A 20,754-nucleotide genomic window follows, 5' to 3' on the forward strand; every position below is an offset into this window, starting at 1 on the left:
GGGGGACTCTTGACTGGCCGAATCGTCACCGCGACCATCGGCGACGCCGCCACCTGCGCCTCGGTTCTGGCCGACGCCTTCCGCGACGATCCGTTGATGGCGACCATCTGGCCCGATCGCGCGCGACGGCACGCGGCTTTGACCGGCTACTTCACCGCGTCGCTGCGGCACTTTCACATCGCCGGAGGCGGGGTGCGGTTCGTCGAGGAGGACGGGGCAGCCGTTGCCGTCGAGGTGTGGGATCCGCCCGGTCGGCAGCACTCGTCGCTGCTGCGCACCGCGCGCGCGTTGCCGGCGCTGCTTCCCGCGTTGCGGACCCGAGTCGGCGCGGCGGTGGGAGTCAGGTCGACGCTCGATGCCCATCATCCTTCCGAACCGGCGTGGTATCTGGCGAATCTGGGTAGTACCCAGTCGGCTCGGGGCCGGGGCTTCGTCTCGACGCTCCTGCTCGACCGGCTCGCGCGCTGCGATTCGGACGGCGACGACGCCTATCTCGTGTGCACGTCGGCCGACAACGTCACCTTCTACGAGAAGTTCGGGTTCGAGGTGACCGAGACGTTCCCGTTGGCGTCGGGCGCCGTGATGACGTCGATGTGGCGGCGCCCGGCCGGGAGCTGAGGTCAGCCGTTGTTCTCGGGAAGTCCGCTCTGCCAGGACACGTCGTGCACATCTGCGGTCAGAGCCAGCACTGCATCGAGGACGTCGGTGTCGATGGGTTCCGTCGCGGCGCGGATAGCGGAATCGAGGTGATGGACTTTGGTCGTGCCGATCACGGTTGTCGGGCAGCCGGATCGTTGCAGCGAGAACTGATTGGCGAGGAACGAGATGTCCTGTCCGTTGTCCGCCGCCCACTGGCGAGCCCGTGCGGCCGCCGCCTTGACGTCGTCGGTCGCGGGAATGTGCGGCTTGACGCCTCCGGGTGTCAGCAGGCCCAATCCCACTGCCGCAGCGTTGATCACGCCGACGCCTCGCTCGTCGCACACGGGCTTCAATGCGGTCGCGAGTTCGGTGTTGAGCAGCGTGTAGTGCGCGTAGGACAGAATGACGTCGAGGTCGGTCTCGGTGACAGCGCGCGTCAACGTGTGCATCGGGTACCCGGTCATGCCGATGTAGCGGCACAATCCCTCGTCCTTCAGCTTCACCAGTTCCGCGTAGGAGTCCTCGAACACCGGGGACAACGGCACGAATTCGATGTCGTGGAGTTGCAGCACATCCACGTAGTCCGTGCGGAGCAGCTTCAGGCTGGTGTGGATGCTTTCCCGTAGTTTCCGTGGCGAGAAGTCGAAGTCCTCGTTGCCGTATCGGCCGGCCTTCGTGCCGATCAGGACGTCCTCGCGCCTGCCCGCCAAGGCTGCGCCGAGCCGTTCCTCCGCCAGGCCCCCGCCGTAGTACGGCGACGAGTCGAAGAAATTGATCCCGGCATCCAGGGCATGGTGCACCGACGCGATGGCCTGATCCTCGTCGGCAGATCCGAACATGTCTCCGAGCGGCGCGGTCCCGAAGGACACCTCGGACACCTCGAGGTCGGTCCGACCCAGCTTGTTGTAGCGCATGGTGAGCAAGTATTCAGCGCCGATCACCGCATTCGCAACGTCACAGTCCCTCAAATTCCCCTCGAGGCGACACCCGGCAACTTGCCACTCTTTTTCCCGACGTGACACGCGTGCTCGGACCTGAAAGCGTGTGCGAACTCCGGAAAAACTGTGCGAAGACCACCGGACCAGTGGCGCCGCAGGCAGGACTACCGAGCCGTCGCCCGATCGACGACCTGACCGCGCCGGTGTGATGCGCTCGGTAGAGGAATCCTCCATGTCGTAGGTGCCTGATCCGTGGTTGCATCGGGAGCGACCCGAAGGAGTGCCCATGCCCACCGTCGTCACCAACGACAATGTGACTCTGAACTACATCGACGAGGGCGCCGGGCCCGTGATCGTTCTGATCGCAGGTTTCTGCGCTCCTGCGACGACGTGGGTGATGCAGCAGGACGCACTGGTGAAAGCCGGTTATCGAGTTCTTGCTCTGGACCGCCGAGGGCATGGTGACTCGGAGTCTCCCGAGCACGGTGCCACGATGGCCAGGCACGGTCAGGACGTCGAGAATGTGCTCGCGTCGCTTGGCGTCGACGATGCTGTGCTGTGTGGTGGCTCCATGGGCGCGAGCACCATCTGGTCGTACGTCTCGCAGTTCGGCACCGGCCGTGTGAAGGCCGTCGTGTCGGTGGATCAGACCCCGAAGATGATCAACGATGCCGAATGGTCCAACGGGTTCTACGGATTGACCGACTCCAACAAGGACACGTTCTTCGCCGACGGGGTTCCGGACACGGGATGGGGTCTGCCGAAGTGGAAGTCCGCGTTGCCGATCCTGAAGCTCGTCACGAAGCTCCGCGCGATGCCGAAGATGGTCTCACCCGATACGCCACCGATGAAAGCCCTTCTGCACGATCACGCAGTAGCGGACTGGCGCGAGGTCGTTGCCACCGTCGACGTCCCGGTACTGATGGTCGCCGGTAGGGAGAGCCAGTTCTGGCCGTGTACGCACGCAGCGGACTCCATTGCCGGAAACCCACTCGGACGCTCCGTGGTGCTCGAAAACTGCGGTCACGCGTCCAACATGGACCGCCCCATGGAATTCAACGCTGCACTGCTGGACTTTCTCGGTTCACTTCCCCAATAGATCCGCGCTTCGTCGGAGTCGCATCAGCACCTGCAGGTCCAGTGCCTTGTCCGGGTCACGCCATTGGGAACCGATGAGCCGGTCGATGGCGTCGAGTCGTTGGTAGAGCGTGTTGACGTGCACTCCAAGGCTTGCGGCGGTGGCCGAATGGTGACGCCCGTGGGCGAGATACACCGACAGCGATTCGAGCAACGGAACGCCCCGCTTGCTCTGCTCGGCCATCAGCGGACCCAATTGCTCCTCGGTCAGTTCGTCGAGATGCTCACGAGCCATGTGGCTCAGCAGGATTCGGTAGATACCGAGTCCGCGTGCCGACGACACCTCGCCATCTCGTCCGAGCGTGATCAACACGTCGACGGTCTGCTGGGCCTCGCGGTAGGCAGCCGCCAGCGCGACCGCTCCGCGGGCAGGCTCCGAGATCCCCACCGTTGCACCCGTCGTGAACATCGGCCGAACCACAGCCAGTTCCTGCGCGGGCACCGCGACAAGCACCCTCGAACCATGTTCTGCCACAACCGTACCCACCGGGAATTCCGATCTGCCGATCTCGGTACGGGACACCATTCCCTGCGCGACGGCGATGCAGTACGAGGCACCCGGGGACAGGCCGGCAAGGCGAAGTTGCCGTCGCTCGTCGTCGGTGGTCGACGCCGGATGAGAGAGCAGATCGACCAGAAACGCGTCCTGCGCCCGCCTGGCAGCTTCGGCCGCCGCGCGCTCCTCGGCGAGCGACAACGCGATGGCGGGCACCGCGCGGTCCAGGAGCAGCCGCGTCTGCTGATCGTCCGGACCCACCGAGATAAGGACACCGAGAAACTCGCCCGCAGCGGCAACACGGTGGGCAATGACAAAGTCGTCGGCGACGATGTCGGCGCCGTCGCGGCATTGCCCGAACAGGATCTCGACTGGAACGACCCGTTCCTCCAGAGACTCCGGAACAGACGAGGCGTCGGTGAGAAAGAACGCCGGTCGACCGGACAGTGTCGCCACCTCCCGAACGAGACGACCCACCCCACCCCCGCGCAGCACCACCTGAGTCAGCGTCCTGTCCCACTGCAGTGTCTGTTCCAGTTCGGCGGTCCGTGCCGACAGCTCGGCGTTCACCACTTCGAGCCGTTCGATGGCGCGGACGTTCTCGATGGCAATCGCAGCGTGCGCGGCAAGAGCGGACAGCAATGCGATCTCACTGTCCGCGAAGTCACGCTCCTGACGCTTGCACGCGAACAACGCACCGATGACCCGATCCCCTACCTTCAGCGGTACCCCGAGCAGCCCCCGCATGTTCTCCGACCGCGCCGCGCTGTCCGCACCGGTGATGTGCCGGAACGCCGGCTCGCTCTGATAGTCGGGCGTCCACGACGGAGACGCTCCGCGCACGATGACGCCCACCAACCCCTCGTCCTGAGCCAACCGGATCCCGATCAGATTCGGAGTCAGAGCACCGCTGGTGACCTCGATGACGAATTCGTCGTCGTACACCGAGCCCATGTAGGCGAGGTCGACTCCCAACAACCTGCGCGCCTGGTCGACGACCTCCTGAAGCAGGACACGGTCGTCACGTGCCGTCGTCAACCGCACTGCGATGTCGTTCAGAGCCGCCAGCTCGGTGCTGCGTTGGCGACGCTGGTCCAGCAACGCACGAAGCCGCAGGGCAGCGTGCGCGTCGGGACCGGGGAAGGCGAGGCGATGCGCCTCGAGCTCGTCGATCGAAGCGTCGTCGAGCAGCAAATCCATCCATGATCTATCCGACGCCATGGACAGAACCTACATTGGTGGAGACCCAGCTCACAGATAAACTCGGAGACATGACGCTCGTCGAACAGCTGTTGGACTCCCTTCCCGCGGACCGCATCGTCGTCGATCCGGACGTGATCGCGTCCTACCAACACGACGAGGCCGAGTGGGCTCCGTACGCCGTGCCGGTGGCGGTCGTCCGGCCGCGGACCGCAGAAGAAGTCCAGGCCGTCGTACGAGCCTGTCTGACGCACGGCGCCCCCGTCGTCACGCGCGGCGCCGGCACCGGACTGTCCGGCGGAGCCAACGCGACCGAAGGGTGCGTCGTTCTCGCCCTCGACGGTATGGACGCCATCAAGGAGATAGATCCGCTGGAGCGGTACGCCGTCGTCGAACCGGGCGTCGTCAACGACCACCTGCGGGCCGCCTGTGCAGAACAGGGACTGTGGTATCCGCCGGACCCGGCCAGCGCACCCTGGTCCACCATCGGCGGCAACGTCGCCACCAACGCCGGAGGCCTGTGCTGCGTCAAATACGGCGTCACCCGCGATTACGTCATGGGCATGCAGGTGGTCACCGGAACCGGCGAGCTGGTCCGGCTCGGACGCAAGACCGCCAAAGGTGTTGCCGGATACGATCTTGCCGGACTGATGGTCGGGTCGGAAGGAACCCTCGGCATCATCACCGAGGTCACCGTCAAACTGCGGCCCCTGCAAGATCCCCAGCGGACGATCGCCGGATACTTCGACTCGATCGTCGACGCCGGAAGAGCCGTAGCTGCCGTTGCCGCAGCGGGACTCACGCCGTCCGCGCTGGAACTGATCGACAAACAATGCCTCATCGCCGTCGACGCCTGGAAGAACATGGGCCTCTCGGTCGAAGCGAACGTCGTCCTGCTCGGCCGGATCGACGACCCAGGAATCGTCGGGGACCAAGAAGCAGAGAAGATGCTGTCCTGCTTCGAGGAAGCAGGTGCCACGTGGTCGGCCGTCTCGACCGACCAGGAGGAGGCCGACGCCTTGTTCGCAGCACGGCGACTGGCCTACCCCGCGATGGAGCGCCTCGGACCGGTCCTCACCGAGGACGTGTGTGTCCCGAAGAGACATGTGCCGGAAATGCTCTCACGGATCGAGCAGATCGGCCGGCGGTACGAGACCACGATCGCCAACATCGCCCACGCGGGCGACGGCAACCTGCACCCTCTGCTAATCACCCCGCACGACGATCTTCCTGCGCGCGAACGCGCGCAAACTGCTTTCGCCGAGATCATCGACGCAGCATTGGAACTCGGCGGCACCGTCACCGGTGAACACGGCGTCGGGTTGCTCAAGATGGACGGACTGGTTCAGGAACTCGACCCGATCGTCCTCGACATGCACCGCTCGGTGAAGAACGCCCTCGACCCACACGGCATCTTGAATCCGGGCAAGGTCTTCTCTATGTGAGTGGAAATGCAGGCCCTGGCCTACATTTCCACTCACATAGGGGGTCAGTGCGCGTGCAGCGGCTTCCCCGCCAGTGCGAGGTGAGCTTCCCCGAAGGCCTCGGACTGCGTTGGGTGAGCGTGGATCAGGTGCGCGACTTCCTCGGGGTATGCGCCCCAGTTGACGACCAACTGCGCCTCACCGATCAATTCGCCCACGCGTGCGCCGACCATGTGAATGCCGACGATGGAGCCCCCGGCCCGCACCAGCTTGACCCCGCCCGACGCGCCGAGGATCTGACTCTTGCCGTTGCCGGCGAGGTCGTAGACGACGGAATCCGCAGAACCGTGACGCTCGATCGCCTGCGCTTCCGTCAGTCCGACGGACGCGATTTCGGGGTTCGAGTACGTGACCCGGGGGATGTTCTCGTCGGGGACTGCGGTGGGCTTCAGACCCGCGATGTGCTCGGCGACGAAGATGCCATGCTGAAATCCTCTGTGCGCCAGCTGTGGTCCACGCACGATGTCACCGACGGCGTAGACGCCGTCGTCCGAGGTCATCAGGTTGCCGTCGACGCCGACGAATCCCGAATCCATCGAGACGCCGCCGAGGTCGGACGTAGTGGGCCCGCGCCCGACCGCGACCAACAGAACATCGGCATCGAGCGTCTCCCCGGAGTCGAGGGTCACCGTCACACCGTCGGGGGTTTCCTTGACGCCGGTGAACGGCGACGATGTCCGTGCGACGATGCCGCGTTTTTTGAAGGCGCGGGTGAGCTGTTTGGACGCCCACTCGTCCTCGGCTGCAACCAGTCGGGGCAGTGCTTCGACGATGGTCACCTCGACGCCGAACGATGCCCACACACTGGCGAATTCGACGCCGATGACTCCCCCGCCCAGCACGATGGCCCGCTTCGGGACGTAGTCGAGGGTCAACGCCTGGTCGCTGGTCAGCACTCGCGGCCCGAGTTCGATTCCGGGGAGCACCTTCGCGTACGACCCAGTCGCGAGGACAACCGATGATCCGGTGATCCTGCGGCCGTCCACGTCGACGGTCTTGTTTCCGACGTATTTACCTGTACCGCTGACGAATTCGATTTTGTGAGCCTTGACGAGGCCCTGCAAGCCCTTGTACAGCTTGGAGACCACGCCGTCCTTGTACGCGTGGACGCCGCCGATGTCGATACCCTCGAAGTTCGCACGAACCCCCACCGACGAGCTCTCCCGGGCGGTGTCCGCCACCTCCGCCGCGTGCAGGAGGGCTTTGGTCGGGATGCACCCGCGGTGCAGGCAGGTTCCTCCGACCTTGTCCTTCTCCACCAGGGTGACCGAAAGTCCCAGTTGCGCAGCACGAAATGCAGCTGCGTACCCGCCCGATCCGCCTCCGAGGACGACGACGTCGCTCATGCCAACGCCACCAGGTTCATCGGGTCGGCGAGGATCGACGCGATGTCGGCCAGGAATCTCGATCCTTGCTCACCGTCGACCAGACGGTGATCGAACGACAGGCTCAGCGTCGTGACCGAGCGCAGAGCGATCTCTCCCTCGAACTCCCACGGCTGACGACGGATCGCGCCGAAGCAGAGGATCGCTGCCTCCCCTGGGTTGAGGATCGGGGTCCCCGAATCCACACCGAAAACACCGACATTGGTGATCGTGATGGTGCCGTCGGCGAGGTCGGCCTGGCCGGTCTTGCCTTCCTTGGCCGTCACGGTCAGTTGGGTCAGCGCGTGCGCGAGGTCTTTCAGACCGAGGGTGTGTGCGTCCTTGATGTTCGGCACCATCAGGCCTCTGGGCGTCGCCGCAGCGATTCCGAGGTTGACGTAGTTCTTGGTGACGATTTCTTGGTTCTGCTCGTCCCATTCCGAGTTCAGGCTCGGATTGGAGCGCAGAGCCACCAGGAGTGCCTTGGCGACGAGAGCGAGCGGGGTGAGCTTGATGTCGCGGAAGTGCTTGGTGGCGCGCAGTTTCTCCAGCAGTTCCACCGACGGGGTCACGTCGACGGTGATGAACTCGGTGACGTGTGGCGCGGTGAAGGCGCTCGACACCATGGCTGCCGCGGTGTGTTTGCGAACTCCCTTGATGGGAGTGCGGGTTTCGTTCTTCACCGTGTCTGCGGCCGGGACGGTTCCGCGTTCGGTGTACGCCGCCAGGTCGTCCCGGGTGACCTCGCCGTGTGTACCGGTGGCCGGTACGTCCGCGAGGTCGACGCCGCGCTGCTTGGCGACGAATCGGACCGGTGGGGACGCCAGCGGTCTGCCGTTCGTGGGGGGCGGCGACGCCGGGGGCGACGGGCGACGATTGCCTCGTCGGCTCGCGCCCTCACCGGCTACGCCGTACCCGACGAGGACGGGGACGCGTTCTTCCTTCTCGGCGGGCTCTTCGACTGCGATCTCGGCCGAGCCGTCGGTTATGTCGATGATGACGTTGCCCACCTGGACGGTCGAGCCTTCCTCGGCGTGCAGCGCCGTGACGGTCCCGGCGAACGGCGATGGGAGCTCGACGGACGCCTTGGCGGTTTCCACCTCGGCTATCACCTGGTTGAGTTCGACGGTGTCACCGACCTCGACCGACCAGCTGATCAGTTCGGCCTCGGTGAGTCCTTCTCCGAGGTCGGGTAGGCGAAAGCTGTTCGTCATGCCGGGAACGTCCTGTCCACTGCGTCGAGGATCCGGTCGGCGTCGGGGAGGAAGAACTCCTCGAGCTTCGCCGCCGGGTACGGGGTGGAGAATCCACCGACGCGTTGGATGGGCGCTTCCAGACTGTAGAAGCACTGATCCTGTACTCGTGCGGCGATTTCTGCGCCGATACCCATGAACGTCGCTGCCTCGTGGGTGATGACGAGCCTGCCGGTCTTGCGGACCGATTTCGCGATGGTGTCCGTGTCCAGTGGCGAGAGCGAACGCAGATCGATCACCTCGAGCGACCGGCCCTCGCCCGCAGCGACATCCGCTGCTTGGAGGGCGGTGACGACCAGTGGGCCGTACGCGATGATCGTCGCGTCCGTGCCCTCACGGACGACCCGAGCTCGGTGCAGCGGGTACGCATCGTCGATCGGCGCAGTGACGTCGACCTCGCCCTTCTGCCAGTAGCGTCGCTTGGGCTCGAAGAACAGAACCGGGTCGTCCGACGCAATGGCCTGGCGCAGCATGACGTTGGCGTCGGCGGCATTGCTGCAGCTGACGACGCGTAGGCCGGCTGTTTGCGCGAAGTAGCCTTCCGGGGATTCGGAGTGATGTTCGACGGCACCGATTCCGCCGCCGTACGGCACTCTGATGGTCAGGGGCATCGTGACGTTGCCACCGGTGCGGTAGTGCAGCTTGGCCACCTGCGAGACGATCTGATCGAACGCCGGGTAGATGAAGCCGTCGAACTGGATTTCGACGACCGGCCGGTATCCGCGGAAGGCGAGTCCGACTGCGGTGCCCATGATTCCGGACTCGGCCAGTGGAGTGTCGATGACGCGGTTGGGTCCGAAGTCCTTCTGCAGGCCGTCGGTGATGCGGAAGACCCCGCCGAGTTTGCCGATGTCTTCGCCGAGCAGCACTACTTTGGGGTCGTCTTCCATCGCCCGACGCAGGCCTGCGTTCAGCGCTTTACCGAGCGGAAGCTGCGGGGCGGCAAGTGTCGCGGTCATGACTGAGCTCCTTCGAATCCGGCGAGATAGGTGGCGTAGGCGTCTCGTTCCTCGGCGATCAACGGATGGGGGTCTGCGTACACGTTGTCGAACACCGACATCGCCGTCGGCTCCACGGTGCCGAGGCATCCGCGGCGGAGTTCGGCTGCGGTCCAGTCGGCCCGATCCTTGACGCGTGCGCGGAGCGCGTCGTCCATCGCTCCTTCGGCGTCGAGCAGTCGCTCGATGCGGTCGATGGGGTCCTTCTTCTTCCATTCGTCGTCGACTGCCGCCGACCGGTAGCGGGTGGGATCGTCGGAAGTGGTGTGCGGTCCCATTCGGTAGGTGACGGCTTCGATCAGCATCGGTCCGCTGCCTTCGCGTGCGCGAGTCAATGCCATCCGGGTGGCCGCAAGGACGGCCAGCACGTCGTTGCCGTCGACGCGTAGCGCGGGAACACCGAATCCACGGCCACGTTCGGCGATCGTGATGTGCGTCTGCAGAGTCACCGGCTCGGAGATTGCCCACTGGTTGTTCTGGCAGAAGAACACGACAGGGGCGTTGAAACTTGCCGCGAATCCGAATGCTTCGGAGATGTCGCCTTGGCTCGTGGCGCCGTCACCGAAGTAGGTGATGACGGCGCCGTCGGCTCCGTCGAATTTCATTCCCAGCCCGTATCCGGTGGCGTGCAGGGCCTGAGATCCGACGATGATGGCCGGCGTTGTCATGTTGTACTCGTACGGGTTCCAGCCGGATTGGGTGGAACCGCGCCAGAACCGCAACATTTCCGTCGGGTCGACGCCGCGGCAGTACGCGACCCCGTGCTCGCGGTAGCTGCCGAAGACGAAATCGTCGGGGTGCAGTGCGCGGGCGGATCCGACCTGGGCGGCTTCCTGTCCCAGCAGAGGTGCCCAGAGCCCGAGTTCTCCCTGCCGCTGGAGCGCGGTGGCCTCTGCGTCGATCCGTCGTACGACGATCAGGTCCTCGTAGAGGTCGCGGAGCTTGTCCGTCGTGATGTCCTCGACGAGGCCGGTGAATTCGGAAGGCTCGGTTCGCGTGCCTTCGGGTGTGACGAGCTGGATGAGGTCGTCATCGCTCGCTCGTGAAATTGCGGTGTCCATCTCGGCCTCCGTACAGTTGCACTGTTACCTGGAACACAATCAAGAATCATCAGAAGGATCAATAGTTCGGATTTGGATTGAGCACGTTGCACGTTTCCTGGTCACGAAAACGTGCTTATCTTGTGCGCATTGATTCCTCGCGCGGTGCGGCGACGGGGCTGGGACGGGCGCCCACACGACCGCGAAGTATCAGAACCAACGCGACGGCCAAGAGCATCACCGCGCCCACTACCCACAGCCCTGCGCGCGCGTTTCCGGTGGTGTCGAGCAGCCACCCCGTCACGTAAGGAGCGCCGAAGCCGGACATGTTGCCGACCGAGTTGATGATCGCGATTCCAGCGGCGGCACCCGCCCCCGTCAGGAACGTGCTCGGGAGGTACCAGAACACGGGGAGCGCGCAGAAGACACCGACGGCATTGACCGTCACCGCGAGCATCGTCGTGAACGGTGAGTCCATGTACAGCGCGAACGGGATGGAGACAGCGCCGACAAGGGTTGGAATCGCGACGTGCCAGGTACGTTCACCGGTCCGGTCACTGTGCCGGCTCCACAGCACCATGGCGACTGCACCGACGGCGAACGGAACGGCGACGATCAGACCCGTTGCGACGAGCGAGAAGTCGGTGTCGAACGTCTGTTTGAACCCGGCGACGATGCTGGGCAGGAAGAAACTGAGCGAGTACAGCCCGTAGGTGATACCGAAATAGACGAGGCCGAGCATCCACACCCTTGCATCGCGCAGTGCTCGAGTCACCGAGCCACTGACATGTCCGCCCTTCGCGGAGTCCTCGGACTCCAGTTCGGCTGTCAGCCACGCTTTTTCGTCGTCGTCGAGCCACTTCGCCTGAGCAGGCCGGTCGGTCAGGTAGAACCAGGTGACGACGGCGAGCAGAACCGCGGGAAGGCCTTCGACGAGGAACATCACGCGCCATCCCGAGAGCCCGAACAGACCGTCCCAGTACTGGATGATCGCGCTGGACAGTGGCGCCCCCAGAGCCGAGGAGATCGGGAGCGCCAGCAGGAAGAGTCCCATCAACCGCACGCGGTACGCACGCGGGAACCACATCGTCATGTAGAGCAGCACGCCGGGGAAGAAGCCGGCTTCCGCGATACCCAGCAGAATGCGCAAACCGTAGAGCCAGCCCGCGGTGGGCACGAAGGCCATGCCCGCGGCGATCACTCCCCACGTCAGCATGATGCGGGCAATCCAGCGCCTGGCACCGAACTTGTGCAGCGCCAGGTTGCTCGGCACCTCGAAGAGCAGGTAGCCGATGAAGAACAGTCCGGACGCCAACCCGAACATCGTCTCGGTCAGGCCGAGCTCGTCGCTCATGGTGAGTTTCGCGAGCCCGATGTTCGTTCGGTCGAGGTAGTTGACGAAGTAGGCCAGACCCAGGAACGGAATGATCCGTCGGGCGACCTTCTTGACCACCCGCGTTTCGATCTCGGGTTTCGGTGCGTCTGCAGGCATGTGTCTCGGCTTTCTCGGTGGTGAGAGTGACCTGGGACACGTTATGGGTTGGTGGGCGCTTGGCCTATGGAAAAATCGACCATTCCCGCGGCGTCGACACGTGCAGTTTGTCCTTTCCGATCTCCGTGCTCTCCCTGAGCGACTACGTCGATTCCCACTCGCCCTCAGGCGGAGCGGCCCGGATTGTTCACACCCGGCACCAGGTGGGTGGACACGCCGATGCGGTTCCAGGCGTTGATCGTGAAGATCTGAGCCAGCAGCTGACCGATCTGGTGCTCGTCGAAGTGCTGCGCGACACGCTCGTACACCTCGTCGGACACTCCTCCCTGCGAGATGAGCGTGACCTGTTCGGTCAGCGCGAGTACCGCCTGTTCCTTCTCGTCGAAGAAGTTGCTTGCGTCTCGCCACACCGCGACGAGAGCCAAGCGCTCCTCGCTCTCGCCTGCCTTCCTGGCGTCGGTGGTGTGCATGTGCAGGCAGAACGCGCAGCCGTTGAGCTGTGACGCTCGGATCTTGATCAGTTCGGCCAAGGCTGGGTCGATGCCGTTGCGGCCGGCGACGTCGAGAGCGACGAGCGCCGTGCGCACGGCCGGGGATGCGGATGCGAAGTTGATGCGTGTTGTCATGACCGGAACGCTACGACGCCTCGATGACCGCAATAAGGTTCAATTCCGTGGCAGAAATCGTGGTCGAGGGTCTCGGCTGGTTCAGGCATCCAAGCGCCGCCGAGGTCGAGTCCGACGTCATGCCCGACGGAATCCTGGTGGGATTCTCCGCACCGAGCGACCGTGCCTTCCCTCGCGCAGTGGAGACGTTGGTCTCGGTTCTCGAACTCACAACCCGAGGCCGGCGGCGAGGGTAGGCCAGCTCTTGGGCAGTTGATCGACCCAGTACGCCCACGAGTGGGTGCCGACGTCCTCGAAATCGAAAGTGGCGGGGATGGCGAGCTCACGCAACCGGTCGTCCAGCCGGTGCGTGCAGAAGTTCGATCCCACCTCGATGAGGCCACCCACCACAACGACGTCCCAGTCCTTGGCGGTCTCGAATTTCTCGTGCGGCCCCGGCAACCCGGTTCCGACGGAGACGTAGATCGATGTGCCACGCAGCGCTTCGGCGTTGACCAATACGTCGTGAGCCGCCCAGGCCGGGTCGAGCGGTCCCCCGAACATGTTGTCCGCGTTGCCACCGAAGGCCGTGACGATCCCGCGCATACTGCCCTGGCCCAACAGTTCCGCCGAGGCGAAGCAGCCACTGTACGCACCGACGGCCGAGTAGAGACTCGGGTTACGCGACGCCAGCATCATCGCCGACTGCGCACCCATCGACAAGCCGGCGATCCCGTTGCGGCCGTTGCCGTCGAACTCCTCGTCGATCAGCGGCGGAAGCTCCTGCGTCAGAAAGGTTTCCCACTTGTACCGCCCGAGCTTCGGGTCGTCGCGCTGCCAGTCGGCGTAGAAGCTTCCCGGCCCGGCCAGCGGAAGCACGACGTTGACGTTCTTGTCGCGAAAGAACTCGGCAGCTCCCCCCTTGCGCAGCCACATACTGTTGGTCGGGTCCTCCTCACCGATGCCGCTGAGCATGTACAGCGACGGACGGGGGCCGCTCTCGGTCTCCGGGGTCAACACCTGGACGTCGATGATTCGATCCATGCTCGGCGAGTACACCGCGAGCTGAGTGAGGGTGGTGCTGACGTCCACTCGACTGTCGATCCTCGGGGCCGACGGTTCCGCGGCAGCGAGGGTGGGGATACCGGCCCAGCCCACGACGAGGACCGCGCAGAACACAACGAAACGCCATGCGTGAACCATGAAACCCCCGCGCTCGAGACGGCTCCGACGACCGTGTCCACCGGCAGTTTTGCACACCAAAACGATTGTGGGGCAACTTCGTCCACAGACCGGGTGGCAAACCGGCGAGTCTTCAATCGAAAGCGGGTGTACCAATCCATTCGATTGTTATCGGCTACGCTCCCAGCCCGGCCCCGGCGCGGGTGACCACCAGGCGAGGTACGACTGCACGGGAGGAGAGGGACAGGATGCCGGCCGCGAGTTCGACGATGTCGTCGACCCGAATCATGGAGTCGCCGGGGATCTTGTCCTTGGTCCAGTCACTCATGTCGGTGTCGACGTAACCGGGCGCGATGGACGTTCCGCTGATGCCGTTGGCGCTTTCCTCGGCGTTCAGGGTTTCGACGAGCGACAGCATGGCCGCCTTGGTGGCGCCGTAGACGGCGAGTCCTGCTTCGGAGTAGACGCCCGCCATGGATGCGAGGGCGATGACCTTGGCTCCGTTGTCCGGGTCGGCGTCGACGGCAGTGCGCATGAGCGGGATCGAGTTCTGCAGCACGTGGAACGGCGCCCGGAGGTTGACGTCGAGTGTTTTGTCGAAGCGGCGCATCGGGTAGTCCTCGATGCGGCCTGCCGTTCCGACGCCTGCGTTGAGGACCAGTGCGTTCATGGATCCGTACGCGTTCGCGTGCGCGCCGGTGATTCGGTCGGCGGCGTCCCGGTCGGCGAGGTCGGCGGCCACCGTCACCACCTGGGGAGCACCTGCCTTCCCGAGGTCTTCGGCGACCTCCTCGAGAGCGGCGGCATCGCGCGCCGTGATCGTCAACGAGTAGCCCAGGTGCGCCATGCGAGTGGCGATTCCCAGACCGATGCCGCGCGATCCACCGGTGACCAGTGCAGATTTCACTTCTTCCCCTCGATCGCGCGGAGTCCCGACGCCATGAATTCCTGTGTTGCTTCTGCTGCCGACGCTGCCCCCGGCCCGGAGTCGGAGCCGGACAACGCTCGGTGCGTGATGCCTTCGCCGATGACGCCGAGTTTGAAGTTGGCGAGGGCAAGGTAGAAGTTCCAGTCGGACAATCCGGAACCGGTTTCTCGGCTGTACATCTCGGCGAGTTCGTCCGCGGACGGGTAGCGGTCACTGGTCCATGCCGCAGCCGTGCCGAGGACCGCGTCGAACACCGGTTGCCGGTACACGCACATCAGGGCGACGTCGGTGAGCGGGTCGCCGAGGGTGGACATCTCCCAGTCCACCACTGCGGCAACGGAACCTGGATTCCCGCGCCGGAGGATGACGTTGTCGACCCGGTAGTCGCCGTGCACGATGGACGCACCGGACGACGACGGTACCGCCGCTTCCAGTTTGTCCCGTAACTTCTCGACATCGGGGAGGTCGCGCGTCTTGACGGCTTCCCACTGGCGAGCCCATGTCTTGACCTGGCGCCCGACGAATCCCGCGGGCTTGCCGAACGAGCCGAGGCCCGCTGCGTCGTAGTCCACGTGGTGCAGGCGGGCGAGTACGCGGATCAGTTCGGACGTGTTGGCCGCGACGTCGTCGTCGGACAGGGCGTCCAGGTCCTCGCGGGTTCTGATGACCGTACCCGGGTCGAACTCGACAACAGTTGCCGGAGCGCCCAATACGTCTCCGTCGCGGTCGAAGGCCACGGTCCTGGCGACGGGTACGTCGGTGGATTGCAGCGCGCTCGTCACTGCCCACTCGCGGGCCATGTCGTGTGCCGACGGGGTGAGACCGCTCGTCGGGGGACGGCGAACGACCCAGGCGTTCGTGTCGTCGAACGCCTTGTAGGTGAGGTTCGATCGGCCGCCACTGATCAGTTCGACGCGCAGCTCGCCGTCGAGTGCCACGCCGTTCTCGCCGAGAAACACGGCGAGAGCGGGAGTGTTCATTCCTGGGAGTTCGGTCATTTGTCGGCGGCCTGACGCGCTGCCTTCTTGGCTGCGCCGACGACTCGTTTGGCGATGGCCCAGCGGTGCACCTCGGAGGGTCCGTCGTAGACGCGGAACGGGCGGACTTCCCTGGACAACCTGGCCAACGGCAGGTCGTCGGACACTCCGAGGCCGCCGCACATCTGAATGCTGCGGTCGACGATGCGGAAAATAGCCTCGGCCGCGTAGGTTTTGGCGATCGACGTCTCGTTCCCAGCGTGTGATCCCTGGTCGAGAGCGAAGCAGGCCTGCACCAGCAGCGCGCGCGTCGCGGCGATGTCGATCTCGTTGTCCGCGACCATTTTCTGCACCATGCCGAGATCGCCGAGCGTGGATCCGAATCCCTCTCGACGCGCAACGTGATCGACGGCGATGTCGTGGCCGCGGCGGGCGGCACCGAGCCATCGCATCACGTGGGTCATGCGCGCCGGTCCCAGGCGGACCTGCGCGTAGGAGAAGCCTTCGTCGACGGCGCCGAGCACGTTCTCGTCGGGTACGAAGACGCTTTCGAAAGACACCTCGCAGTGTCCACCGATCATCGCTTTGTCCAGGGTTCCGATGTGCCTGCCGACCTTGATGCCGGGGGTGTCGGCCGGCGCGAGGAACATCGTCGCACCGCCGCGGTCACCCGGCTTGCCCGCGGTCCTGGCCATGATGATGAAGAACCCGGCGCCGTCCGCGCCCGTGATGAAGTACTTCTGCCCGTCGACCTTCCATCCGCCGTCGACTTTGACTGCGGCCGTGGTCAAGGCCGACGGGTCGGAGCCTGCACCGGGGGCCGGCTCGGTCATCGCGAACGCGGAGCGCACGTCGCCGGACGCCAGGGGCGCGAGGAACTGTTCCTTCTGGCCTTGGGATGCGATGTGGGCGAGCATGTGCACGTTGCCTTCGTCGGGGGCGCCGATGTTCAGTGCAGCGGGACCGAACAGCGAGTAGCCGCCCTCTTCGAACACGGGAGCGCGATCGCTCATGTTCAGTCCGAGCCCGCCGTATTCGACGGGCGCGTGCGGTGCGAAGACGCCTGCGTCCTTGGCTGCCTGCTGCAAAGAAATCCGCAGTTCGTCTCCGCCCGCATCGGCGATGTTTCCGAGGAACTTGTCCTCGATCGGCAACACCGTCTCACGAACGAACGTCCGAGTCTTGTCGATCACGGTCTGGACCTGGGGCGAATACGTCAGATCGATCGACACCGGCGCGCTCCTCGAAGTTGGGCCGACCGAGCGATCGCTCGGTCACCGTTTCAGGTTCGCACAGCCCGCCGAGAGGAGTCAAGAAATCAGCTGAGCTTCCCGACAGCCGGCCCGAGCACGGTGCTCCGCCAGTTGCCACCACCGTCGCCCTTGGTCCGATAGAGCATCGAATCGGCGGCCTCGACCACCGCCTCGGCCGTCCTGCCGCTCCCCGCCGGCACGATGCATACTCCGACGGACATCCTGCCGTGGACGGAACTCTGCTTCCCGACGCAGCGGCGCGCGAGATCCTCGATGCCGTCCACCGTCGTCCTGGTGGCGACGATCCCGAATTCGTCGCCGCCGAGTCTGCACACGAGGTCACCGTCCTCGACGCACTCACGCAGGCACGCAGCAATTTCCGTCAGAACCCGGTCGCCGACGAGGTGGCCGTGCCCGTCGTTGACGGCTTTGAAGCCGTCGAGATCGCAGAACAGGAATGCGACGAGGTCGTCCTCGGCCTGACGCTCGAGCCGCTCGCGAAGTTCCGTCATCGCGAGGCTCTTGACCCCGAGTCCGGTGAGGTCGTCGCGCTCCGCGCGCAGGCGCAGGTGGTCGAGAGCGAGGTGTGATGCGCTGCGATCCTCGGCAGTGCACACGAACCTTGTGCCGTAAGCACTTTCGATGCGCTGGACCCGGACGTGCGCCCATCGTTCCTCGTCGTCCACACGCAACACGCGACGGTCCTCGACGCCTGCGTGCCTGGTCTCGGCGCCGAACACCGCGGTCAGATCGAGACCGCGGAGCTCGCACTCGATCCGGCCCGTGAGCTCCTCGAACGCCCTGTTGACCTCGACGACGGTGGAGTCGAGCCCGAGCATCGCCGTCGGAATCGGCGAATCGAGAAACACTGCGCGGTACTGCAGTTGCTGGTCCTCGGCATCACCGATCCTCGCCGCTTCGGCGATGGCTGCACCCGCCTGGCCTGCGAACAACTCCAACATCGCGCACTGCTCGGCGTCCGGGATCAACCCGGAGATCGGGAGATCGACGCTCAGAACACCCAGCAGCGCGTTCTCCCCGGCCCACATCGGTGCCAGAAGCGCGTACTCGGGCTGCCAGATCCTCCGCTCACCATCCGGCGATGCGGAGAGGTAGTGAGTTCGGTGCGGGTCACGATAGGACACGCCTCCGAGAGCATCGACCTCCGCCAGGTTCTCGTGGAACCGTAGTTCTCCCCACCGCTCGCAGGCGTCCAGCAGACCCAGCCACACCTCGTGCGTCATCGTCTCGCCGACCATGTCGCGGACCTCGGGAGGGCCCGTTGCCGTCGAGACGACGAGGCCGTCGCCCGGAACCTTGACGTTGACGACGACGGCACCGAAACCCAGCACATCGACGACGGCTGCAGCGACGCGCGCGAGGGTGACTTCCAATCCCTCGCCGACGCCCAGGCCGCGCACGACCTCCAGGATCCGCACGAGCGAATCCCGTCGTAGCGCTACGTCGTCGATCATCGGTCGATTCTTGCAGATCCCGGGCCTGGCCTGCGGAGAACCGTTTCGATCTCACCTGCGCGTATGGCACTGTAGGTCCGTGCACGAAGCGGACAAATACCCCCAAACGACGGCCGTCGGGCACCGCACCCGCAGCCCTCGCGATATCGAATGGGTATTGACCGTCGGAGTTGCGCCGCTACTCGTTCTGGTTCTGACGATGCCGGTCGTAGCACTGATCGACCATCAGGATCTTCTTCCCGGCGCACTGGGCGACTGGAATCTGTATGCGGTGTTCGGCCTGACGGTGTTCGCTCCCATCATGATCGTCGCCTGCGTGGCGGCACTGGTGATGATCGGCGATTTTCGGGCCGGCCGGGCGGTGTCGACGTTCGGCAACATCACTGCAATCCTCGGCATGACCGTTCTCGTCACCGCCGAGATCACCGACCTGTTCCGCCCCGTCGTCGACGGCGACCCGGCCGACTGGGTCTCGGCGTTGACACCGTCGGGCACGCCGTTGTTCGTGGTGCCGTACATCGCGGTTCTCGTCGCGAACACGTACGTCGTCCTGCGATTGTGGCGCCGACGCCAGTAGTCTTTCGCCATGAGCGCAGACTGGCGGATCGACACCGTGGACACCCTCCGAGGACTGATTCTCGCCGCGGCCCCAGGCGTCACCGAGGAAGTGAAGTGGCGCAAGCCGTCCAACCCCGACGGCGTGCCCACGTTCAGCCTCGACGGGCTGCTCTGCACGCTCGAGACCTACAAGGACAAAGTCAAGGTGACCTTCGCGAAGGGCGCGTCCGTAGCCGATCCGTCGGGCATCTTCAACGCCAGCCTCGACGCCGGAACGCGCCGTGCGATCGACATCCACTCCGGAGACGTCGTCGACGAGAAAGGCTTCTCGGATCTCGTCCGCGGCGCCGTCGACGTCAACCAGCGCTAGCCCGGCGGTGACCACCGCACGTCGCGACGGGGACACGCGTGCGCGATTTGCCCTGCGCACTGCCCTCTGTACGGTGGACGGGACGACCTGACGACACGTTTCCGACGGAAAGGACCATGTATGCCGCAGCCCACACGACTGGAGAAGAATCCGGAGAAGGGCTACGTCGCACTACTGGGCTGGAGTCTCGCCGCGGTGGAGGCCCTGGATGCATTCGACCGTCGGTACGTGGTCGTGGCACCCGAATGGGCCGAGCAGTACTGCACCGAACACGACATTCCGTACATCTCCTGGAACTTCGAGCGCATCAACGACCGTTCGCTCGAGATCGCCGAGGCACTGCAGGATCGCGGTGTCGACGTCGCGATCCCGCTGTACGAGGAAACTGTCGAGTGGGCGGGTGCCATCAACTCCGTTCTGCTCGGTAATCCACGGTTGTTCGGTCAAGCGATGTTGCTGCGAGACAAGGCGCTGATGAAACGTCGCGCGCAGCTCGGCGGCATCCGCGTCGGCATCTTCGAGGAGGCGCACGACCGAGAGGACGTCGTCCGATTCCTCCGCCGGGTCAATCAGACACTGCTCAAACTCGACGGTGACCCCAACGATCCCATCCACCTCAAGGCCTTCGACAAGGCCGGATGTCTCGGGCACCGCGTCATCCGCACTCCCGACGAGGTCGACTCCATCCCCGACGACGAGTTCCCGGTACTGATGGAATCGCATCTGGACGGTTGGGAATTCGCTGTCGAAGCGTGGATCCACAACGGAAAGATCAAGTTCCTCAACATCTCCGAGTACGTGACGCTCGGGTACTCGGTGTTCGTGCCCGCAACTCCGGAGCTCGAGAAGTACCGGCCGCAGATCACCGCGCAGATCGAGAAGCTCATCAAGACCTTCGACATCGAGTTCGGATTCGTGCATCCGGAATACTTCGTCACCAGCGACGGCGAGATGTACTTCGGTGAAGTCGCGTACCGGCCACCGGGCTTCAAGGTGTTCGAGCTCCTCGAGCGTGCCTACGGCTTCAACGCCTACCAAGGGCTCGCGCTGGCGTTCGACCCGAAGACCACCGAGGAAGAGATCGACGCGTTCTTCCCGACCGAGGTCGAGGACGCCACCGGCATCGCCGGCTGTTTCGGCGTGTACCCACGCCGGCGCGTCGTCAGCCACCTCGAGATTCCTGCCGAAACCGCCGAGCACGACTACTACGAAACCAACGACCTCTCGGCACCCGTCGAGGAAACCGTCACCAAGCGAACAGCTTTCGGCACGCACTGGGGTCTGCTGTACTTCTTCGGCGACGACCCGTACCGCATGCGTGACCTGCTGAAGCATCAGGAAGAACTGGACTTCTACGTGTGAGGC

Annotated in this window: 20 protein-coding genes; 7 read left to right on the top strand and 13 right to left on the bottom strand. The window is 64.8% G+C overall.

Annotated features, from left to right (window positions below):
* The first annotated feature begins 9 nt into the window (after positions 1-9).
* Complete coding sequence (locus H292_RS0108155) at positions 10-618, top strand: GNAT family N-acetyltransferase (protein ID WP_020111070.1); 609 nt, start codon at positions 10-12, stop codon at positions 616-618.
* 2 nt (positions 619-620) lie between these two features.
* Here the strand turns inward: H292_RS0108155 and H292_RS0108160 are convergent, their stop codons facing one another.
* Positions 621-1,553, bottom strand: coding sequence for an aldo/keto reductase (locus H292_RS0108160; protein ID WP_026347378.1), 933 nt, complete (start codon positions 1,551-1,553; stop codon positions 621-623).
* Between the two features lie 310 nt (positions 1,554-1,863).
* Here H292_RS0108160 and H292_RS0108165 point away from each other — a divergent pair, with 310 nt between their 5' ends.
* On the top strand, positions 1,864-2,676 hold the full coding sequence (locus tag H292_RS0108165; protein WP_020111071.1) for an alpha/beta fold hydrolase: 813 nt from the start codon (positions 1,864-1,866) through the stop codon (positions 2,674-2,676).
* On the opposite strand, the gene H292_RS0108170 is transcribed toward H292_RS0108165, so the two are convergent.
* On the bottom strand, positions 2,662-4,410 hold the full coding sequence (locus tag H292_RS0108170) for a helix-turn-helix domain-containing protein (protein ID WP_020111072.1): 1,749 nt from the start codon (positions 4,408-4,410) through the stop codon (positions 2,662-2,664). The genes H292_RS0108165 and H292_RS0108170 overlap by 15 nt on opposite strands.
* 71 nt (positions 4,411-4,481) lie before the next feature.
* Here H292_RS0108170 and H292_RS0108175 point away from each other — a divergent pair, with 71 nt between their 5' ends.
* Positions 4,482-5,855 carry an FAD-binding oxidoreductase gene (locus H292_RS0108175; protein ID WP_020111073.1) on the top strand — a complete coding sequence of 458 codons (1,374 nt, stop codon included), beginning with the start codon at positions 4,482-4,484 and terminating at the stop codon, positions 5,853-5,855.
* Between the two features lie 44 nt (positions 5,856-5,899).
* Here H292_RS0108175 and lpdA read toward each other — a convergent pair whose 3' ends face one another.
* From lpdA to H292_RS0108205, 6 genes are all read right to left on the bottom strand, one after another.
* Positions 5,900-7,240 (bottom strand): dihydrolipoyl dehydrogenase, encoded by a 1,341-nt coding sequence (gene lpdA, locus H292_RS0108180; RefSeq protein WP_020111074.1) that lies wholly within the window; start codon positions 7,238-7,240, stop codon positions 5,900-5,902.
* Positions 7,237-8,472, bottom strand: coding sequence for a dihydrolipoamide acetyltransferase family protein (locus H292_RS0108185; protein WP_019662794.1), 1,236 nt, complete (start codon positions 8,470-8,472; stop codon positions 7,237-7,239). The genes lpdA and H292_RS0108185 overlap by 4 nt, the downstream gene beginning before the upstream one ends.
* Complete coding sequence (locus H292_RS0108190) at positions 8,469-9,470, bottom strand: alpha-ketoacid dehydrogenase subunit beta (RefSeq protein ID WP_019662793.1); 1,002 nt, start codon at positions 9,468-9,470, stop codon at positions 8,469-8,471. The genes H292_RS0108185 and H292_RS0108190 overlap by 4 nt, the downstream gene beginning before the upstream one ends.
* Positions 9,467-10,570, bottom strand: a complete 1,104-nt coding sequence (pdhA, locus tag H292_RS0108195; RefSeq protein WP_020111075.1) for a pyruvate dehydrogenase (acetyl-transferring) E1 component subunit alpha — start codon at positions 10,568-10,570, stop codon at positions 9,467-9,469. The genes H292_RS0108190 and pdhA overlap by 4 nt, the downstream gene beginning before the upstream one ends.
* 115 nt (positions 10,571-10,685) lie before the next feature.
* Positions 10,686-12,041 (bottom strand): MFS transporter, encoded by a 1,356-nt coding sequence (locus tag H292_RS0108200; RefSeq protein WP_020111076.1) that lies wholly within the window; start codon positions 12,039-12,041, stop codon positions 10,686-10,688.
* Between the two features lie 164 nt (positions 12,042-12,205).
* A complete protein-coding gene (locus H292_RS0108205) occupies positions 12,206-12,667 on the bottom strand; it encodes a carboxymuconolactone decarboxylase family protein (RefSeq protein WP_019662790.1) in 462 nt (153 codons plus the stop codon).
* Between the two features lie 47 nt (positions 12,668-12,714).
* On the opposite strand from H292_RS0108205, the gene H292_RS0108210 reads away from it, so the two are divergent.
* Positions 12,715-12,903 carry a hypothetical protein gene (locus H292_RS0108210; RefSeq protein WP_020111077.1) on the top strand — a complete coding sequence of 63 codons (189 nt, stop codon included), beginning with the start codon at positions 12,715-12,717 and terminating at the stop codon, positions 12,901-12,903.
* On the opposite strand, the gene H292_RS0108215 is transcribed toward H292_RS0108210, so the two are convergent.
* The 5 genes from H292_RS0108215 to H292_RS0108235 form a co-directional block, all read right to left on the bottom strand.
* Positions 12,875-13,849 carry an alpha/beta hydrolase gene (locus H292_RS0108215; RefSeq protein WP_019662788.1) on the bottom strand — a complete coding sequence of 325 codons (975 nt, stop codon included), beginning with the start codon at positions 13,847-13,849 and terminating at the stop codon, positions 12,875-12,877. The genes H292_RS0108210 and H292_RS0108215 overlap by 29 nt on opposite strands.
* A gap of 154 nt (positions 13,850-14,003) precedes the next feature.
* Complete coding sequence (locus tag H292_RS0108220) at positions 14,004-14,735, bottom strand: SDR family oxidoreductase (protein WP_019662787.1); 732 nt, start codon at positions 14,733-14,735, stop codon at positions 14,004-14,006.
* The gene (locus tag H292_RS0108225) at positions 14,732-15,754 is read right to left on the bottom strand and encodes a phosphotransferase family protein (protein ID WP_019662786.1); all 1,023 of its coding nucleotides are present in this window, start codon (positions 15,752-15,754) and stop codon (positions 14,732-14,734) included. Before H292_RS0108225 ends, H292_RS0108220 begins: the two co-directional genes overlap by 4 nt.
* On the bottom strand, positions 15,751-16,965 hold the full coding sequence (locus H292_RS0108230) for an acyl-CoA dehydrogenase family protein (protein ID WP_020111078.1): 1,215 nt from the start codon (positions 16,963-16,965) through the stop codon (positions 15,751-15,753). The genes H292_RS0108225 and H292_RS0108230 overlap by 4 nt, the downstream gene beginning before the upstream one ends.
* Before the next feature lie 86 nt (positions 16,966-17,051).
* On the bottom strand, positions 17,052-18,461 hold the full coding sequence (locus H292_RS0108235; protein WP_020111079.1) for a GGDEF domain-containing protein: 1,410 nt from the start codon (positions 18,459-18,461) through the stop codon (positions 17,052-17,054).
* Positions 18,462-18,540: 79 nt separating this feature from the next.
* Between H292_RS0108235 and H292_RS0108240 the strand changes: the two genes are divergently transcribed.
* The 3 genes from H292_RS0108240 (at position 18,541) to H292_RS0108250 (ending at position 20,751) form a co-directional block, all read left to right on the top strand.
* Positions 18,541-19,038, top strand: a complete 498-nt coding sequence (locus tag H292_RS0108240) for a hypothetical protein (protein ID WP_019662783.1) — start codon at positions 18,541-18,543, stop codon at positions 19,036-19,038.
* 9 nt (positions 19,039-19,047) lie between these two features.
* Positions 19,048-19,389, top strand: a complete 342-nt coding sequence (locus tag H292_RS0108245) for a DUF1801 domain-containing protein (RefSeq protein ID WP_020111080.1) — start codon at positions 19,048-19,050, stop codon at positions 19,387-19,389.
* Positions 19,390-19,509: 120 nt separating this feature from the next.
* Positions 19,510-20,751 carry an ATP-grasp domain-containing protein gene (locus H292_RS0108250; protein WP_020111081.1) on the top strand — a complete coding sequence of 414 codons (1,242 nt, stop codon included), beginning with the start codon at positions 19,510-19,512 and terminating at the stop codon, positions 20,749-20,751.
* The last annotated feature ends 3 nt before the right edge of the window (positions 20,752-20,754 follow it).

Source organism: Rhodococcus sp. 114MFTsu3.1 (genome assembly GCF_000383555.1).
Taxonomy (GTDB): Bacteria; Actinomycetota; Actinomycetes; order Mycobacteriales; family Mycobacteriaceae; genus Rhodococcoides; species Rhodococcoides fascians_E.

Bases quoted from the DNA above. Each gene is read 5' to 3' on its own strand.
- H292_RS0108160 (WP_026347378.1), bottom strand. From the start codon at position 1,553: ATGCGCTACAACAAGCTGGGTCGGACCGACCTCGAGGTGTCCGAGGTG.
- H292_RS0108165 (WP_020111071.1), top strand. From the start codon at position 1,864: ATGCCCACCGTCGTCACCAACGACAATGTGACTCTGAACTACATCGAC.
- H292_RS0108170 (WP_020111072.1), bottom strand. From the start codon at position 4,410: ATGGATTTGCTGCTCGACGACGCTTCGATCGACGAGCTCGAGGCGCAT.
- H292_RS0108175 (WP_020111073.1), top strand. From the start codon at position 4,482: ATGACGCTCGTCGAACAGCTGTTGGACTCCCTTCCCGCGGACCGCATC.
- lpdA (WP_020111074.1), bottom strand. From the start codon at position 7,240: ATGAGCGACGTCGTCGTCCTCGGAGGCGGATCGGGCGGGTACGCAGCT.
- H292_RS0108185 (WP_019662794.1), bottom strand. From the start codon at position 8,472: ATGACGAACAGCTTTCGCCTACCCGACCTCGGAGAAGGACTCACCGAG.
- H292_RS0108190 (WP_019662793.1), bottom strand. From the start codon at position 9,470: ATGACCGCGACACTTGCCGCCCCGCAGCTTCCGCTCGGTAAAGCGCTG.
- pdhA (WP_020111075.1), bottom strand. From the start codon at position 10,570: ATGGACACCGCAATTTCACGAGCGAGCGATGACGACCTCATCCAGCTC.
- H292_RS0108200 (WP_020111076.1), bottom strand. From the start codon at position 12,041: ATGCCTGCAGACGCACCGAAACCCGAGATCGAAACGCGGGTGGTCAAG.
- H292_RS0108205 (WP_019662790.1), bottom strand. From the start codon at position 12,667: ATGACAACACGCATCAACTTCGCATCCGCATCCCCGGCCGTGCGCACG.
- H292_RS0108215 (WP_019662788.1), bottom strand. From the start codon at position 13,849: ATGGTTCACGCATGGCGTTTCGTTGTGTTCTGCGCGGTCCTCGTCGTG.
- H292_RS0108225 (WP_019662786.1), bottom strand. From the start codon at position 15,754: ATGACCGAACTCCCAGGAATGAACACTCCCGCTCTCGCCGTGTTTCTC.
- H292_RS0108235 (WP_020111079.1), bottom strand. From the start codon at position 18,461: ATGATCGACGACGTAGCGCTACGACGGGATTCGCTCGTGCGGATCCTG.
- H292_RS0108245 (WP_020111080.1), top strand. From the start codon at position 19,048: ATGAGCGCAGACTGGCGGATCGACACCGTGGACACCCTCCGAGGACTG.
- H292_RS0108250 (WP_020111081.1), top strand. From the start codon at position 19,510: ATGCCGCAGCCCACACGACTGGAGAAGAATCCGGAGAAGGGCTACGTC.